Annotated in this window: 12 protein-coding genes; 4 read left to right on the top strand and 8 right to left on the bottom strand. The window is 39.2% G+C overall.

All coding sequences use genetic code 11. The features are described 5' to 3' along the window. Positions 1-62 precede the first annotated feature (62 nt). A complete protein-coding gene (locus LZP85_RS07010) occupies positions 63-329 on the top strand; it encodes a hypothetical protein (RefSeq protein WP_061786400.1) in 267 nt (88 codons plus the stop codon). A gap of 2 nt (positions 330-331) precedes the next feature. Here LZP85_RS07010 and LZP85_RS07005 read toward each other — a convergent pair whose 3' ends face one another. The 5 genes from LZP85_RS07005 to LZP85_RS06985 form a co-directional block, all read right to left on the bottom strand. Beyond that, positions 332-943: a DUF3298 and DUF4163 domain-containing protein gene (locus LZP85_RS07005; RefSeq protein ID WP_224840368.1), complete on the bottom strand. Its 612-nt coding sequence runs from the start codon at positions 941-943 to the stop codon at positions 332-334. 108 nt (positions 944-1,051) lie between these two features. Continuing rightward, positions 1,052-1,906 carry a bifunctional methylenetetrahydrofolate dehydrogenase/methenyltetrahydrofolate cyclohydrolase FolD gene (gene folD, locus LZP85_RS07000; protein WP_025908880.1) on the bottom strand — a complete coding sequence of 285 codons (855 nt, stop codon included), beginning with the start codon at positions 1,904-1,906 and terminating at the stop codon, positions 1,052-1,054. 177 nt (positions 1,907-2,083) lie between these two features. After that, complete coding sequence (locus LZP85_RS06995; RefSeq protein WP_226639829.1) at positions 2,084-3,160, bottom strand: AI-2E family transporter; 1,077 nt, start codon at positions 3,158-3,160, stop codon at positions 2,084-2,086. Between the two features lie 374 nt (positions 3,161-3,534). Further along, entirely contained in the window at positions 3,535-4,986 is a 1,452-nt protein-coding gene (gene aldA, locus LZP85_RS06990; protein WP_061786582.1) for an aldehyde dehydrogenase, read from the bottom strand. A 105-nt stretch (positions 4,987-5,091) separates the two neighbouring features. Then, a complete protein-coding gene (locus tag LZP85_RS06985; protein WP_206782459.1) occupies positions 5,092-6,450 on the bottom strand; it encodes an alpha/beta hydrolase in 1,359 nt (452 codons plus the stop codon). Positions 6,451-6,571: 121 nt separating this feature from the next. Here LZP85_RS06985 and LZP85_RS06980 point away from each other — a divergent pair, with 121 nt between their 5' ends. After that, a complete protein-coding gene (locus tag LZP85_RS06980; protein ID WP_119543060.1) occupies positions 6,572-6,949 on the top strand; it encodes a hypothetical protein in 378 nt (125 codons plus the stop codon). A gap of 48 nt (positions 6,950-6,997) precedes the next feature. Continuing rightward, entirely contained in the window at positions 6,998-7,504 is a 507-nt protein-coding gene (locus LZP85_RS06975) for a hypothetical protein (RefSeq protein ID WP_224840366.1), read from the top strand. 35 nt (positions 7,505-7,539) lie between these two features. Here the strand turns inward: LZP85_RS06975 and gltD are convergent, their stop codons facing one another. Next, positions 7,540-9,021: a glutamate synthase small subunit gene (gene gltD, locus LZP85_RS06970; protein WP_119543059.1), complete on the bottom strand. Its 1,482-nt coding sequence runs from the start codon at positions 9,019-9,021 to the stop codon at positions 7,540-7,542. Positions 9,022-9,037: 16 nt separating this feature from the next. Further along, positions 9,038-13,591: a glutamate synthase large subunit gene (gene gltB / locus LZP85_RS06965; protein ID WP_119543058.1), complete on the bottom strand. Its 4,554-nt coding sequence runs from the start codon at positions 13,589-13,591 to the stop codon at positions 9,038-9,040. A gap of 137 nt (positions 13,592-13,728) precedes the next feature. On the opposite strand from gltB, the gene LZP85_RS06960 reads away from it, so the two are divergent. Further along, positions 13,729-14,631, top strand: coding sequence for a glutamate biosynthesis transcriptional regulator GltC (locus LZP85_RS06960; protein ID WP_025908888.1), 903 nt, complete (start codon positions 13,729-13,731; stop codon positions 14,629-14,631). Positions 14,632-14,669: 38 nt separating this feature from the next. On the opposite strand, the gene LZP85_RS06955 is transcribed toward LZP85_RS06960, so the two are convergent. Beyond that, positions 14,670-15,926, bottom strand: coding sequence for an Nramp family divalent metal transporter (locus tag LZP85_RS06955; protein ID WP_061786198.1), 1,257 nt, complete (start codon positions 15,924-15,926; stop codon positions 14,670-14,672). Between the last annotated feature and the right edge of the window lie 26 nt (positions 15,927-15,952).

Genomic DNA, 15,952 nt, shown 5'->3' with positions numbered 1-15,952 from the left:
GCTTTACATGGCTTAGTTCTAGTGAATATAATAAAACAAAAATGAAAAAAGGCAGGCTATTTATGAGCGAAGATTATGCATTTCGATTTCATATTAAAGACTCTTATCCAATAGACAAACCTGAGACAAAAGAAGCTGTTGTTTTCACAAAGATTAAAACAAAAGCGGGGGACATACTTTTTGAAGGAGACGTACGCGTGCACGTTACTTCCATTGGGGTATTTCCTGTAGTAAAAGATATTGCAAGTGCCGTATCAAATAAATCGCTTCGTCAGCAGTTAACTGCAGAAGTAAAGCGCTATGTTCGTCCTCACCGAAATTTTTTATAACTTTATCCAAACATTTGACCAAGAGGCCCTTCGTCTGCGATTATATCTTGAATATCATAAATAGAAATAGGAAAGTAAGGAATCCCATATGCATACGGTGCTAAATCATAGAGCTGATAAAATAACACAAGCGACTTATCGGCAATATAAAAGTCTTGATTTGGGTTAATTCCCGTATATTCTCCGAGAACCATAATGTCTCGTTCTTTAATCTGATTCTCCACGAGCTCAGATAAGCGTTTAACATAATTGCTGTCAGGCTTAAATAAATCCTTTAGTTTATATACCTTTCCATTCTTTGTATTAAAGGTGATAGGTACGACAACGGTTAATCCATGTGCACCACCTGAAAAAGCATAGTTTATGAGCGTTAAGCTCAGCACATCACGCTGATTGTTTTTCAATTCATAGTATCCTGTTTCGGTCGTATCAGGGTTTTCTCCGTACCCTTGTTGAACAATTAATTCGTTTGTTCGCTTTAAGAGCTTAGCGTTCATTTTATACTGAACTGCTTGATTAGCCATTCCATGAATGACCGGGTAAACCACGTCTAATTTTGGTTTCACGATGCGCTGAGAATATACAAGAAGCGGCAGCGTAATCAATTTTCTCATCTCCCTTTACACTTGGTTTCATCTTAATGTATTCTCCTCACCATCATTATACGACAACAAGAAAACAGCCACTTTTTATCAAGTGGCTGTTTTCTTGTGTCTAAGGTTTCACTTTAAATTGTTAATTGTTTTCGCTGCATCAACTGTATTTTTCAATAGCATCGTAATCGTCATTGGACCAACACCGCCTGGTACTGGTGTAATATACCCTGCTACTTCTTTTGCTGGTTCATAATCAATATCACCAACAAGCTTTCCATTTTCCATCGTGTTCCCAACGTCAATAACGATAGCACCTGGCTTTAAGTCTTCTGCTTTCACTAAGCGTGGTCGACCAACAGCAGACACTAAAATATCAGCTTGCTTGATCATTGCTGATAGATCTTTTGTGCGTGAATGAGCAATCGTTACCGTTGCATTTTCTTGAAGAAGAAGCATAGCAACCGGCTTTCCAACAATGTTGCTGCGACCAATTACAACTGCATGTTTACCTGAAATCTCTTCACCTGAACGCTTGATTAGCTCAATGATTCCGTGTGGTGTACATGGGAGATAGCACTCGTCTCCAATCACCATATTTCCAACACTTACAGGGTGAAAACCGTCTACATCTTTTTTAGGAGAAATCGCGTTTAACACAGCTTTTTCATCAATATGATTTGGTAATGGCAGCTGTACTAAAATTCCATGTACAGCTTCACTTTCATTCAGCTGTTGAATTTCTTGTAATAATTCTTCTTGTGTAATGTTAACATCACGCTTAATTACTTCTGATGCCACGCCAATTTCTTCACATGCTTTTGCCTTAGCTTTCACATAAGAGTGTGAAGCTGGATTATCACCTACTAAGATAACTGTAAGTCCTGGTACAACACCTTGCTCTTTTAATTGTGCGACTTCTTCTTTTAAATCGGCACGTAATTCTGCTGCTACTTCCTTACCTTTAATAATCGTTGCTGTCATGTAAAACGGCTCCTTCCAAATCTTTATCTACGAATTATATTAAATAATTTAACACAAAAGTTCGTATTTTTTCAACATTTTTATAAAAAACTATTATTTTTTTATATATAATTCAAAAATAAACGGATAATATCTACAAAAAAACGTGTATGATATAAATCACACACGTCGCTTGCTCTATTCGTCATCTTCCATTAATCTTCCATAGATATGACTAACAATTACTTTTAACATTGTATAAGTTGGCAGTGCTAATAACAATCCTAAAAATCCAGCTACGCTACCCGCTATTAATAAAAGCAAAATCACGGTTACAGGATGAACGTCAAGCTTTCTTCCCATTACTTGAGGAGAAATTAAGTTACTTTCAATTTGTTGAATAATTAGTACGCCTAAAATAACGTAAAGCGCCATATACGGATCTTGAATTAATCCCATAATGACACCAGGAAGAGTCCCAATAAACGGTCCAATAAACGGAATAAGATTCGTAAATAATGCAATTAACGCTAACACAAGTGCATTATCTAACCCAATTAATAAATACCAAATATAAACGCAAACTCCAACGAACATACTGACAATAATTTGCCCTTGGATAAATGCACTCAATCCTGTGTTTATCTTACTTAAAATTCCGTCGATATCATGACGATAGCGCTTTGGTGTCAAACGAACGATGCGCTTAGGTAAGTTTTCTCCATCTTTTAACATATAGAATAGTACAAACGGAACGGTAATAATGACAATAATTGTGCTTGTCAAAACGTCAAAAATCTTTAACGTACTTGTACCAATCGTCGTTGCCATATCCCCCACGTTCCCAAGTATATCAGTCAAGCGCTGCTCTAAATCAAACTTTGTTGCTTCTTCCGCAAAGCGAGCGGTGAACGGTGAATGTTGGAGATCTTTAATTAAATTCATCACGTCTTTCGCGAGCGTTGGTAGATAATTTGCTAAGGACAACAGCTGTTCTTGAATAATAGGATATAAAAATACAATTCCACCGGTTAGAAAACCAATGAATGAAAGAAAAACAAATAGAATCGCTAATGTTTTGGGGACCTTTGCTCTCATAATCAGTCGAACAATAGGGCTAAGTAAGTAATACAAAACCCCTGCGATTAAAATCGGAGCTAATATAGTTGTAATCATAACGCCAATCGGCTGTAAGATATACTGCACTTTTGACAGCATAAATAGAATTAATAATAATAATAAAATTCCTAATCCACTTTTAAAGAAACGCGGCATTTTCACACAATCTACTCCCTAATTTTATCTTAATTTATTTGTTAGCTTTACTAGTTTAAAGATTCACTCCTCCTTACACATGTATAAATATATGTATTTCGTATATACGTAAATACGAACTATATTTCATCTAGTTTCATATTTTTTTAAAATTTTCACATTGTACTTTATCATACCAAATTAACAGGAAAATTCAAGAAATCCGGTCTCATCATACACAAAAAAAAGAGCTGGGACATAACCAAATGGTCCTTTTAACTTGTTTCCGGAATGAACAAAAAGATATCCGATCTATCAAAAGTCGTTAACTTCTAATAGTTCGGATATCTCGTTAGCTAAAATATTTATACCCCAGCATAAAATTTGTATAGAGGTTATGAAAAATCTTTATTATATTCCATATAAACCACTTGCGTAACCAGAAAATCTTCTACGCCGTGCTTACCATCCGCTCCTCCTAATCCAGATTGTCTCATACCAGCATGGTAACCTTGCATGGCTTCAAAATTTTCTCTATTTACAAATGTCTCACCAAACTTTAATTCGTTTGCTGCTTTCATTGCCTCATGAATATTATCTGTATAGATTGATGAAGAAAGACCATATTTAGAGTCGTTTCCAAGCTCTATGGCTTTATCTAGGTCGTTATAAGTCATAATTGGCAGAACTGGCCCAAACACTTCTTCCTGCATGATTTCCATATCCTGCGTCACGTTCAATAAAACGGTAGGTTCGTAAAAATAACCTTTTTCTTTCTCTAAACGTTTGCCACCTGCTTGAATTTCCGCACCTTGCTTTACTGCATTTTCCACCATCTTTTCTACTGTTTCAAGGCGCTCTTTACTAACAAGCGGTCCCATTTCAACATTTTCATCTGTTAAAGGATTTCCAATTTTCACATTGGACATTTCCTGCGTCATCTTTTTAATAAATTCCTCAGCAACGTCTTCATGAACATAGACACGTTCAGCATTTGTACAAGCTTGACCTGCGTTTGTAAGACGAGATGTTTTAATGCTTTTAACCGCAACGTCTAGATTTGCATGCTTTGTTACGATGGCTGGCGCTTTCCCACCGAGCTCTAGGTTGACTTTGGTAATGTTTTTCGCTGCTGCTTCCATCACTTTTGTACCCGCCGGAACACTTCCAGTCATTGTGACAATGCCTACTTTCGGATTACTGGCCATCGCTGTACCAATTGTAGATCCTGTTCCTGTAATAAAATTATAAACTCCTGCGGGGAGCTCTTTCATGTGTGCAATAATTTTTGTGAATTCAGCAGCTGTGTTTGGTGTTTGTTGACTTGGTTTTAAAACGATGCTACAGCCGGTAATCAATGCTGTCGCTACTTTTCGCGCTAGAATAAACATCGGAAAATTCCACGGCACTATTCCTGCTACAACACCAATCGGACGCTTGTACAAAAAGATGTTTTCATTGCGTTGATCACTTGGAATAATTTCACCTTCAATGCGACGAGCCCATTCTGACATGTAGTAAAAGTACTCAATAGCAGTATCAATTTCTCCTTCAGCTTGATCTTTACTTTTCCCTTGTTCTTCCATAAGCAGCTCCACAAAACGTTCACGCTTTTCTTTTATTTGATTTCCAAGCTTTCGAACCACTTTCCCTCTCTCTGCAGAAGGAACCTTCTCCCACTTTTTTTGTGCTTCGTATGCCGCATCGATTGCTTTGTTTGCATCTTCTTCTGTACCCTTATAAATTTTCGAAATAACTTCTTCTGTAGAAGGGTTTACTACTTCAATCAATTCACTCGATGTTGAGTCTGTATACTGTCCGTTAATATACAATTTATGCGTCATCATTTCAGGCCCACTCCTCGTTATTCATTAAATAGTTAGTCTGTTCTTATTGTGTATCTTCCACTCTTTCTGAATTTTAAACATAAAAAAGCAGGGAAGGTATTAAACCTATCCCTGCGTTGTTAATGGATTCATAAATTGCTTTGTTTTTAAATTCGTTATTTTATAAGGTTCAGTAGGTGCGTGAACAAAGTGACTTTCAGGCGGTTCGACCTTTTCCTCTACCCATTGAATAAGCAGCTCGAACGCCTGATATACGTATGGAAGCATGGGTTGAAGCTTACGATTGGGATCCACATGCTCATTCCAAACAAGCCCATCAATATGATTTCCATTTTCAATTACGTAATGACGGTGCCATTTAGCTTTACCTGTTTTTTTTACTAGCTGTTCATAAGGATAAGCATGTACGCGCGGGAAAATAAGGGTATCATATGCTGCCGTTACGCTAATTAAAGGCGCGGTAAGGTCTCCTGTGTTTTCAATTTCTTTCACTTTTTCTTTAACCTTCTTTGGGCGCTTTGCATAACTATACTGTTCAAAGATATCATCACGGGACCGGTCGCGGATACCTTGCTCATTCAAAGCTAAATATTCAGGCCACTGCAGTCTTTTAGGCGCATGAGAATCAAAATGATCTCGGTAAATATTAAGCGTTAAAAACCAATAATATTGATCGTGGTAAGGCCACAAAAATTCGGTTCCTTTAGGTAATCCAGCTTCATATAAAGAATTGACTGCTGCCAAGTTCCCACCATATAGAGCAGCCTTTGCTGACTGAACAACAGTTGTAAGAGATGTAATCAAGTTAGGCTCTTCTGCTCTCCAGAGTACACCTTCCCACTCTACAGCTCCGTTAAAAAGCTTCGGCTCACCGTTTTTCCCGTCGTTTTCTATCGCATACCGAATAACGTAGCCACCATTTGAAATGCCAAGACCATATGTCGGAATCTCAGATGCTACTTGATCCGTCTTACGGTGCGTAAATAAGTATTCTTGAGCATAGCGTACCGTCGCACGAAATTGCCTATTCCATTTAGCAATAGAGGCACATTCTACTGATAGGGCATTTTTTGCTTTTGCAAACGGATCATCTTCTTGCTCCTCTCCAGGTGTCCCTTTATCAGAAGCTACAAACGCATATCCTTTAGCTAATACGTAGTCACTAAACAATAAATCGGTTGACGTTTCGCCTCGCGTAGCCGGAATACCAGCAGCCACTAGCTTTCCATTCCAATTATCAGGAATTCGCAGAACGATATTCCCATCTTCTACTCTATCTTTGACCTGAACTCCCGTAATCCCTTGAGGTTGATACATATGATACCATCCTGTTTTTTCTTGTTCGCTCCCCCAGGAAACAGGTGCTAAACCGCTATTTCCATCAACGGTTGCCGCTGCAAACTGAGCGGGGTTTTTCGTTGTCAACCAGTTGTCATTTTTTCCATCAAATACTTGGACATTCACACTATCAATCTCCCGTCATATTTATATGTTATGGATGATTATCTAGGTGAAAACACTATAGTTAAATTTTACCTCTTCCATCATAAAAAGTATAGGTAAAGATCATAGAGGTGGGATAAAGATGATAAACGCTTGGGAACTAAGACTTACTTTTATAAACCCTGCTGCTCAGTCGTATGAAACATGGATAGTATCTGAGTTCGATCTTATTAAAGAACAAAACGTTATATCATACAAAAATCAATGTGCTTCTATACTCGGCTCGTTCACTGTTCCTTCCAATGAGATAACGCCGCTAAAAACTGCAATTGAAGTTGACTTACTAAAAGTATTTGATTGCTATTATAGTAGCTTACCCGCTAAAGAAACCTTTCTTGATACACCTATTTATATTAACGTTTTAACAAAAAATTCAGCTTATAGTACATGGAAGTACTTTAAAACACCTCGATATTACTTAGAAAAACTTCACCAGTACACCAACCATCCCGTTTACTAATTGATAAACAATCATTTAATTTATACTAATTGAAAGCGAGTGAAATGGATGTATTATTACCATTGGAGCTACCCAGACTATACTCCAAACTATCATACAATGCCTCAATACACCTACGCTGTACCAACAATCAATACGTCTTACGAAGAACCATATCGATATGACGAGAGTCAGTATGCATACTTGCCTCATCAAGCTGAATTCATACGCGCTACTAAAGACGTAGACCGCGTGATGAAAATCTTAAAAAGGCAATACCGAAGTATCTATCGTGAAGCACAGCGTGGAGGCATGGACGATAAACTAACAGAATATTTGTTTCGTTCAATTGTAAGATTTGTAGATGATAACTATAGTAGCTTTACAGGAACGATTAATCAAAAAGTTGAAAAAGCGTACCGACAGCTTCAACGAAAAGAGCCGTGGATTTTTGAGCTTATGACGTTATACAGCGTGTCCCCTGCTTCACAAGCTCGCATCACCACAACTGTTTTAACCGTCGCTTTCGAGCATCTCCGCAAGAATCCTGGACCTGGCGCACCTAACCCACGCTAAAAAAGAGGACTACAGTGTAGTCCTCTTTTTAAACGTTATGGCAGTACAGTAGCTCCCATTAAGTAATGATCTACTTGTTTTGCTACTTCGCGCCCTTCATGAATAGCCCATACAATCAGGCTCTGACCACGACGTGCGTCTCCAGCAGCAAATACCCCTTCAACATTTGTTGTATATTTACCGTACGCTGCAGCCACTTTGTTATTTTTCGTTTCAACACCCAACTGCTCAAGCACAGGTTGCTCAGGCCCCTCAAAGCCAATTGCGATAAAGACAAGCTGAGCTGGCCAAACTTTTTCTGTTCCTGGAATTTCGTTAAATGTATAACGACCGCTTTCATCAACAAGCTTCTCCATTTGAATTGTATGAAGCTCCTTTAAGTTGCCATTTTCATCAGCCACGATTTTTTTTGTTTGAATTGAATACTCTCTCGGATCATCTCCGAACTTTGCTTGAGCTTCTTCATATGCATATTCAAGGTTAAACACTTGAGGGTACTCTGGCCACATGTTATCAGATGTACGTTCTGTTGGAAGCTGAGGATGCTTACCAAATTGAACGACGCTACGACACTCCTGACGTAGTGCTGTTGCTACACAGTCTGCTCCTGTATCCCCTCCTCCAATAACAATTACATCTTTACCTTTAGCATCAATGTACTGACCGTCTTTGAAATTGGAATCTAACATACTTTTTGTTGTCGTTGTTAAATAGTTCATCGCAAAATGAATGCCTTTTGCTTCTCTACCCTCAATGACTAAATTACGCTGCTTTTGAGCACCTGTACAAAGGATAACCGCATCGTACTGCTCTTGAAGTTCCTCGCGCGTCACATCTTTACCAACTTCTGTATTTGTGACAAAATCAATACCTTCTTGCGTTAGTAAGCGAATTCTTCTTGCGACTACCTCTTTATCAAGCTTCATATTCGGAATACCATAAGTTAACAAACCACCAGGACGATCTGCACGTTCATATACAGTGACTGAGTGTCCAGCTTGGTTTAACTGATCTGCACTCGCTAAACCTGCTGGCCCTGAACCGATAATTGCTATCTTTTTACCTGTGCGCTTCTCTGGGATACGTGGTGTAATCCAACCGTTTTCAAACCCTTTATCAATAATTGCTCGTTCAATATTTTTAATTGAAACCGCAGGATCTGAAATAGCTAATGTACAAGACCCCTCACAAGGCGCTGGACAAACGCGCCCTGTGAATTCAGGAAAGTTATTTGTTTTCATTAAACGATCAAGCGCTTCTTTCCACTGACCTCTATATACTAAATCGTTCCATTCTGGAATCAAATTATAAATTGGGCAGCCCGATGTAAAAGCGTTAATATCCATCCCCATATGACAAAATGGAGTTGCACAATCCATACATCGTGCTCCTTGTCGACTCAGTGCTTCATCAGATAAAGGAGCAGCATATTCGTTCCAGTCACTTAAACGTTTTAAAGGGTCTCTTTCTTTGCCTTTTTCACGTTTAATTTCCATAAATCCTGTTGGTTTTCCCATTTTACTCTCCCCTTTCTTACTGAGCTACCGCTTCTTGTTGTTTTGAAATTGACTTTTTTTCTTGCTGTGCATTTTCTTCAAATGCGCTCATGATTGCTTCCTCTTCAGAAAGCCCCGCTTCTTTTTGTTCTTCAATTCGAGTAATCATACGCTTATAGTCATTTGGAATAACTTTTACAAACTTACTGCTCATTTGTGACCAGTTTTCTAAAATAAACGCTGCTTTTTGGCTATCTGTATATTCAAGGTGACGCTCAATCATCGCTTTTACTTCGTCAGCTTCTTGAGCTTCTAAACCTTCAAAACCAATCATTTCTTGGTTACATAGTTTCTTAAATTCTGCTTTATCATCTGCTAGTACGTATGCAATACCACCTGACATACCTGCACCGAAGTTTTTACCAACAGTTCCCAGAACAACAACTCGACCGCCTGTCATATACTCACAGCCGTGATCACCGATACCTTCTACCACAACATGCGCACCGCTGTTACGAACTGCAAATCGCTCACCTGCTCTGCCACTTACATACGCTTCACCACTTGTCGCACCGATAAACGCAACATTTCCAACAATAACATTATCACCTGAAACGATAGTGGATTGCTTTGGCGCAGATACTGTAATCTTTCCACCTGACAAGCCTTTACCGATATAATCGTTGGCATCTCCTGTTAAATGAAGCGTCATACCAGTTGGAATAAATGCTCCAAAACTTTGACCAGCTGAACCTGAGAAGCGAAGCGTAATCGTATCCTCAGCCAATCCTTTCTCACCATAACGCTTGGTGATTTCACTACCAACAACCGTACCTACCACTCGGTTTGTATTGTGAATATCTAACGAAAGATCCACTTGATATTGCTCTTCAATCGCTTGCTGTACAGCAGGTAAGATTTTTTGCACATCTAGAGACTGGTCAATTTTATGATTTTGCGGCGTCTTAAACGTACGAACACCCTCTACCTGATGTAAAAGTGTTGTCAAATCTAAATGCTGCGCTTTCCAATGTGACTGTGCACGTTCACTAACATGCAGCACATCTGTACGTCCAACCATCTCTTCCACCGTTCTGAATCCTAACTCTGCCATAATTTCACGAACTTCTTGTGCAACAAAACGCATATAGTTTACGATATGATCTGGCTCACCTAAGAACTTTTTACGAAGCTCTGGATTTTGTGTTGCTACGCCAACAGGACATGTATCTAAATGACAAGCACGCATCATGATGCAACCTAATACAATTAGCGGAGCCGTAGCAAATCCGTACTCTTCTGCACCTAAAAGTGCTGCCATAACAACATCTTTTCCTGTCATTAGCTTTCCGTCTGTTTCTAGCACTACTTTCTCGCGAAGACCGTTTAACATTAACGTTTGGTGAGCTTCTGCTAAACCTAGCTCCCAAGGTAGGCCCGTATGTTTAATACTCGTTTTTGGTGACGCACCTGTTCCACCGTCGTATCCACTAATAACAATTACATCTGCCACACCTTTTGCAACACCAGCTGCAATCGTCCCAACACCTGCTTTTGATACAAGCTTAACGCTAATACGAGCGTTACGGTTGGCATTTTTCAAGTCATGAATAAGCTGAGCTAAATCTTCAATTGAATAAATATCATGATGTGGCGGAGGAGAGATTAAGCCTACTCCCGGAGTAGATCCACGTACATCTGCAACCCATGGGTATACTTTGTTCCCAGGCAGCTGTCCACCTTCTCCTGGCTTAGCGCCTTGAGCCATTTTAATTTGCAACTCATCAGCATTCACTAAATAGTGACTTTTCACACCAAATCGCCCTGATGCAATTTGTTTAATGGCACTGCGACGGTTATCACCGTTTTCATCAAGCTCATAACGTCTTGGATTTTCTCCACCTTCACCACTATTGCTTCTAGCACCTAATTTATTCATCGCAATTGCTAATGCTTCGTGTGCTTCTTCACTCAAAGAACCAAACGACATAGCACCTGATTTAAATCGCTTGACAATAGAATCCACAGATTCTACTTCATCGATTGAAAGAGCTGGGCGTTCTTGTTTAAAGGCAAAAAGGTTACGTAAGAACCCGATGCGCTCTTCGTTTGCAGCTTCTGAAAACTGCTTAAATAAATCGTAGTCACCTTTTCGACAAGCCCATTGTAAGGTATGAATCGTTTTCGGGTTAAACGCATGATGCTCACCTGTTTTTCGCCATTGGAAGTCACTTCCTGACTCTAAAGTCTGTTCGTACGCTTCAGCATAAGCTGCTTCGTGTCGTGTGCGCGCTTCTTTTCCAATGACATCTAAGCCAATTCCTCCTAACTGAGATGCTGTACCTGTAAAGTAAGCTGCAATAACTTCTTCACCGATTCCAACTGCTTCAAAAATTTGAGCTCCTCGGTAACTTTGCACAGTAGAAATCCCCATTTTAGACATTACTTTTACAACGCCTTCGGTAACTGCTTTTACATATTTCGCTACCGCTACTTGATAAGAAGTTTTTAAATTGCCAGCTGCAATTTCATAATCATACGTTGCAAACGCTAAATAAGGATTAATTGCATCTGCTCCATAACCAATTAAAGCTGCAAAATGATGAACTTCACGAACTTCTCCAGATTCAATAACTAAGCTGACTTTTGTACGACTACCACGACGAATTAAATGCTGGTGAAGAGCACTTGCAACTAATAAAATTGGCATTGGTGCACAGTTTGCATTAATATCTCGATCACTTAAGATTAAAACACTAGCACCCTCTACGATTGCTTTTTCTGCATCGTTAAATAAATCTTCTAAAGATGCTTTCAAATCATCCTTAAATACCGTTGAAAGAACAGCACTCTTGAAACCTTTAATGCTATCTTCTTTTAATGTTTGAAGCTGTCCATTCGTTAACACTGGTGTTTCTAACTGGATGCGACGACTATTTTCTTCTGTTGGGTGTAGCAAATTGCCCTCTGCACCTAGCAGCGTCATTGTTGACGTCACCAGCTGCTCACGAATTGCATCAATCGGTGGGTTCGTTACTTGTGCAAACAACTGTTTAAAATAGTTGAATAAGGACTGAGGACGATCTGAAAGAACTGCAAGTGGCGTATCATTCCCCATTGAACCTAACGGATCTTTTCCTTCGTTCACAACCGGCAGTAAATATTTATGAATATCTTCATACGTATAGCCAAACGCTTTTTGACGAACAACTAAGTCATCAAAAGATTCTGGCTTTTCATCAGCTGAAGCAGCTAACTTTACCATCTGCTCATCTAACCACTGCTGATACGGTTCCGCTTGCGCCATTTCAGCTTTAATTTCTTCATCTGAAATGATGCGTCCTTCTTCTAAATCAATTAACAACATTTTCCCTGGGCTTAAACGCTCTTTATAAAGAACATTGTCCTCTTCTACTGGAATAACCCCTACTTCAGAAGAAAGGATAATATAGTCATCTTTTGTCACATAATAACGCGCTGGACGCAATCCATTTCTATCTAAAATTGCACCAATTTGTTTTCCATCAGTGAATGAAATAGCAGTCGGTCCATCCCACGGCTCCATAAGAGCACTATGGTATTCATAAAATGCGCGCTTCTCATCAGACATATGAGGATTTTCAGTCCAAGGTTCTGGAATCATCATCATTGCAGCATGCGCTGGCTTTCTACCTGCTAACACAAAGAATTCAAGCGCATTATCTAGAATGGACGAATCGCTACCTTCACTATCTAAAATTGGCAGTATTTTATGAAGATCTGAACCAAAAGCTTCTGATACGAACTGCTGCTCACGTGCTTTCATCCAATTTTGATTTCCACGAAGCGTATTAATTTCTCCATTGTGAATTAAATAACGGTTTGGATGCGCGCGCTCCCAGCTTGGAAACGTATTTGTACTAAAGCGTGAGTGTACTAAAGCAAAAGGAGATGTAAAGTTTTCATCTTGTAGGTCAAGATAAAATGCATCTACTTGCTCTGGTGTTAATAAACCTTTATAAACAATCGTTCTGCTAGATAAGCTTGAGAAGTAAACGCGATTTTTACGCTCTGCTGCCCAATATTCAGCTTGTTTACGAATAATATATAGTTTGCGTTCAAACGCTAAATCATCTGTAATACTTTCATCTGCACCAATAAATACTTGGCGCACGTGCGGACAGCTTTCCTTTGCTACTTTTCCGATTTTTCCGACATTTGTTGGTACAGTTCTCCAGCCTACAAGCGTTTGTCCTTCTTGTTCAATTAAAGCATTGATATACCCTTCAATTTCTTTTTGTTCTTGCTCATTATTTGAGAAAAAGATCATACCTACACCGTAGCGACCTTTTTGAGGTAATGAAAAATCAGTACATGCTTTTGTGAAAAAGTCATGTGGAATTTGAACCATTAGTCCCGCTCCATCACCCGTTAGCGGATCACTTCCTTGACCACCGCGATGATCGAGTTGACAAAGCATATTTAGTCCTTTTTTTACGATGTCGTGCGATGCCACTCCTTTTAAGTGTGCATATAATCCGATTCCGCATGCATCGTGCTCAAACTCAGGACGGTAGAGACCTTGAGCTTTCGGCATTTGATTGTATGTCATATTTTTCTCCCCCGTTCGTTTTCTTTATCTATTTATTAAGACCACTTGTTTATATTTTAAGTTTTCAAATTAATATAAACAATATATAATTTAGATGAAACCAATCTCATTTTGATATATAGAAAAGGAGTAAGCCGATGGAACTTAGACAATTACGCTATTTTATGGAAGTTGCCAGACGTGAGCACGTATCTGAAGCAGCTGAACATTTACATGTTGCGCAGTCTGCTATCAGTCGACAAATTGCCAACTTAGAAGATGAACTGGGCGTGGAGTTATTTCAAAGAGAAGGAAGAAATGTAAAGTTAACGTCGATTGGAAAGCTGTTTCTAGAACATACAGAAACGGCCATGAAAGCAATTGATTACGCAAAGGAACAAGTGGATGAATATTTAGATCCTGAGCGAGGAACGATTAAAATTGGATTTCCTACCAGTCTATCAAGTCATCTATTGCCTACGATTATATCTGCGTTTAAAGAGAATCACCCAAACGTCGCTTTTCATTTAAGACAAGGGTCTTATAAATTTCTAATTGAATCCGTTAAGAAGCGGGATATTAATATTGCGTTTTTAGGCCCTGTACCAGTAGACGATGAAGATATTGAAGGGCACATTTTATTTACAGAAAAGATACTGGCACTTGTTCCTTCAAGTCATCCTTTAGCAACACAGGAAAATTTACGCCTCCGCGATTTACGTAACGAAGATTTCGTTTTATTCCCAAATGGATTTGTGCTTCGTAAGATTGCCGTAGATGCTTGTAAGCAAGCTGGGTTTATGCCAAATATCTCATCTGAAGGTGAAGATTTAGACGCAATTAAAGGGCTAGTCTCTGCAGGTATGGGAATTACACTTTTACCTGAAAGCACCGTTTCTGAAACAACGCCCAGGTTTACAACAAAGATTCCTATTCACACACCTGAAGTAAAACGAACAGTCGGAATGATTATTCCAAGAAACCGAAATTTAGCACCTTCTGATCAAATTTTTTATGAGTTTGTTAAATCCTTTTTCGCTATGTTAGAACAGTATAAATGAAGAAACTCTTCATTTATACTGTTCTATTTTATATATGCTTAAAAAATATTAAGTAGTTCGTTTACCATTAAGACAATAAACAATAAAATACAGACAGCTAGCATGATGTTATTCCATAACGGATTACGATACTGTTTTTCTACTCGCTTTGAATTTAAAAGCCAAAGTAGCGACAGAGCTAAAAATGGCATAAATAACGCTCCTAGCGCCCCGTATGCCATAATAAGGCCAACAGGCTTTCCAATAAACAATAAAAGCATGGAAGGAAATGTTAACCAGATTAAATACGCACGGTATGGTTTGGTTTTCTCCACGACGACCCCTGGATTTTTCGCCTCTTTTTTCATAATGCGAACAAAATCAGCAAATAGATATGGTACACCGTTCCATACCCCTAACAATGACGTAAAGGAAGCTGCCCAAAAACCGATTAAAAACAGCCAGCGCATCGGTTCATTAAAGCGCTCGCCTAGCATACTCGATAACTGAATAAGACCTTGTTCACCACTCAACGTTATGCCTGTCCCAAATAAAAACTCCGCTCCTACTACGAGAAGAGACAGCGTAAAGATAGCGGTTACAATATAAGCAACAGCTGAATCAAGGCGCATAATTGAAATCCACGAACGATGGTTCCAGCCTTTTTCACGAATCCAATATCCGTAAGAAGCCATTGTAATAGAACCACCTACTCCTCCAATTAAAGCTAGAGCGTTCATCAGCGATCCTTCAGGTACTTTTGGTACCATGCCTCCAGCAAGTGCTGTTAAATTTGGAGATAGTAATATGGCAGTGCCTACAACCGTAACAAACATGATGCCAACAAAAACAGTCATTAGCTTTTCAACCAATGCATATCTCCCATTCCAAACTAATAAAAAACCAATAAGTGCATGAATAATAGCCCAAGCCCAAAGCGGGAGCTGAGGAAATAACGCATGCATGGCTAAGGCACATGATGATGAAACAGCAGCTCCAAATACAAACCCCCAAAGGACTGAATACACTCCAAAATAGCTGGTAGCCCATTTCCCCATTGAATTCCAGCCTTCTAAAATAGTTTGTCCAGTTGACAATTGCCATCTTCCTACGCCTTCATTTAAGTAGTACTTTAAAATGGCCCCTACTACAATAGCCCATGCGAACGTCATCCCAAGCGTCGCCCCCGCTACTAATGCGGCTACTAAATCCCCTGCTCCTACACCCGTTGCAGCCGTAATCAATCCCGGACCTACTTTTGAAAGTCGACTCCTCAGCCGAGTAGGTGCTTCATTCGTATGTAATTCTACAGTCATACAATTCCCTCCTTTGTTTTACTAGA

Source organism: Priestia flexa, from assembly GCF_021441905.1.
In the GTDB taxonomy this organism is placed as follows: Bacteria; Bacillota; Bacilli; order Bacillales; family Bacillaceae_H; genus Priestia; species Priestia flexa.
This window is presented reverse-complemented; position numbering and strand designations above follow the sequence as displayed.

Excerpts from the sequence above, each read along its gene's own strand:
- LZP85_RS07010 (WP_061786400.1), top strand. The coding sequence starts at position 63 with ATGAGCGAAGATTATGCATTTCGATTTCATATTAAAGACTCTTATCCA.
- LZP85_RS07005 (WP_224840368.1), bottom strand. The coding sequence starts at position 943 with ATGAGAAAATTGATTACGCTGCCGCTTCTTGTATATTCTCAGCGCATC.
- folD (WP_025908880.1), bottom strand. The coding sequence starts at position 1,906 with ATGACAGCAACGATTATTAAAGGTAAGGAAGTAGCAGCAGAATTACGT.
- LZP85_RS06995 (WP_226639829.1), bottom strand. The coding sequence starts at position 3,160 with ATGCCGCGTTTCTTTAAAAGTGGATTAGGAATTTTATTATTATTATTA.
- aldA (WP_061786582.1), bottom strand. The coding sequence starts at position 4,986 with ATGATGACGCATAAATTGTATATTAACGGACAGTATACAGACTCAACA.
- LZP85_RS06980 (WP_119543060.1), top strand. The coding sequence starts at position 6,572 with ATGATAAACGCTTGGGAACTAAGACTTACTTTTATAAACCCTGCTGCT.
- LZP85_RS06975 (WP_224840366.1), top strand. The coding sequence starts at position 6,998 with ATGTATTATTACCATTGGAGCTACCCAGACTATACTCCAAACTATCAT.
- gltD (WP_119543059.1), bottom strand. The coding sequence starts at position 9,021 with ATGGGAAAACCAACAGGATTTATGGAAATTAAACGTGAAAAAGGCAAA.
- gltB (WP_119543058.1), bottom strand. The coding sequence starts at position 13,591 with ATGACATACAATCAAATGCCGAAAGCTCAAGGTCTCTACCGTCCTGAG.
- LZP85_RS06960 (WP_025908888.1), top strand. The coding sequence starts at position 13,729 with ATGGAACTTAGACAATTACGCTATTTTATGGAAGTTGCCAGACGTGAG.
- LZP85_RS06955 (WP_061786198.1), bottom strand. The coding sequence starts at position 15,926 with ATGACTGTAGAATTACATACGAATGAAGCACCTACTCGGCTGAGGAGT.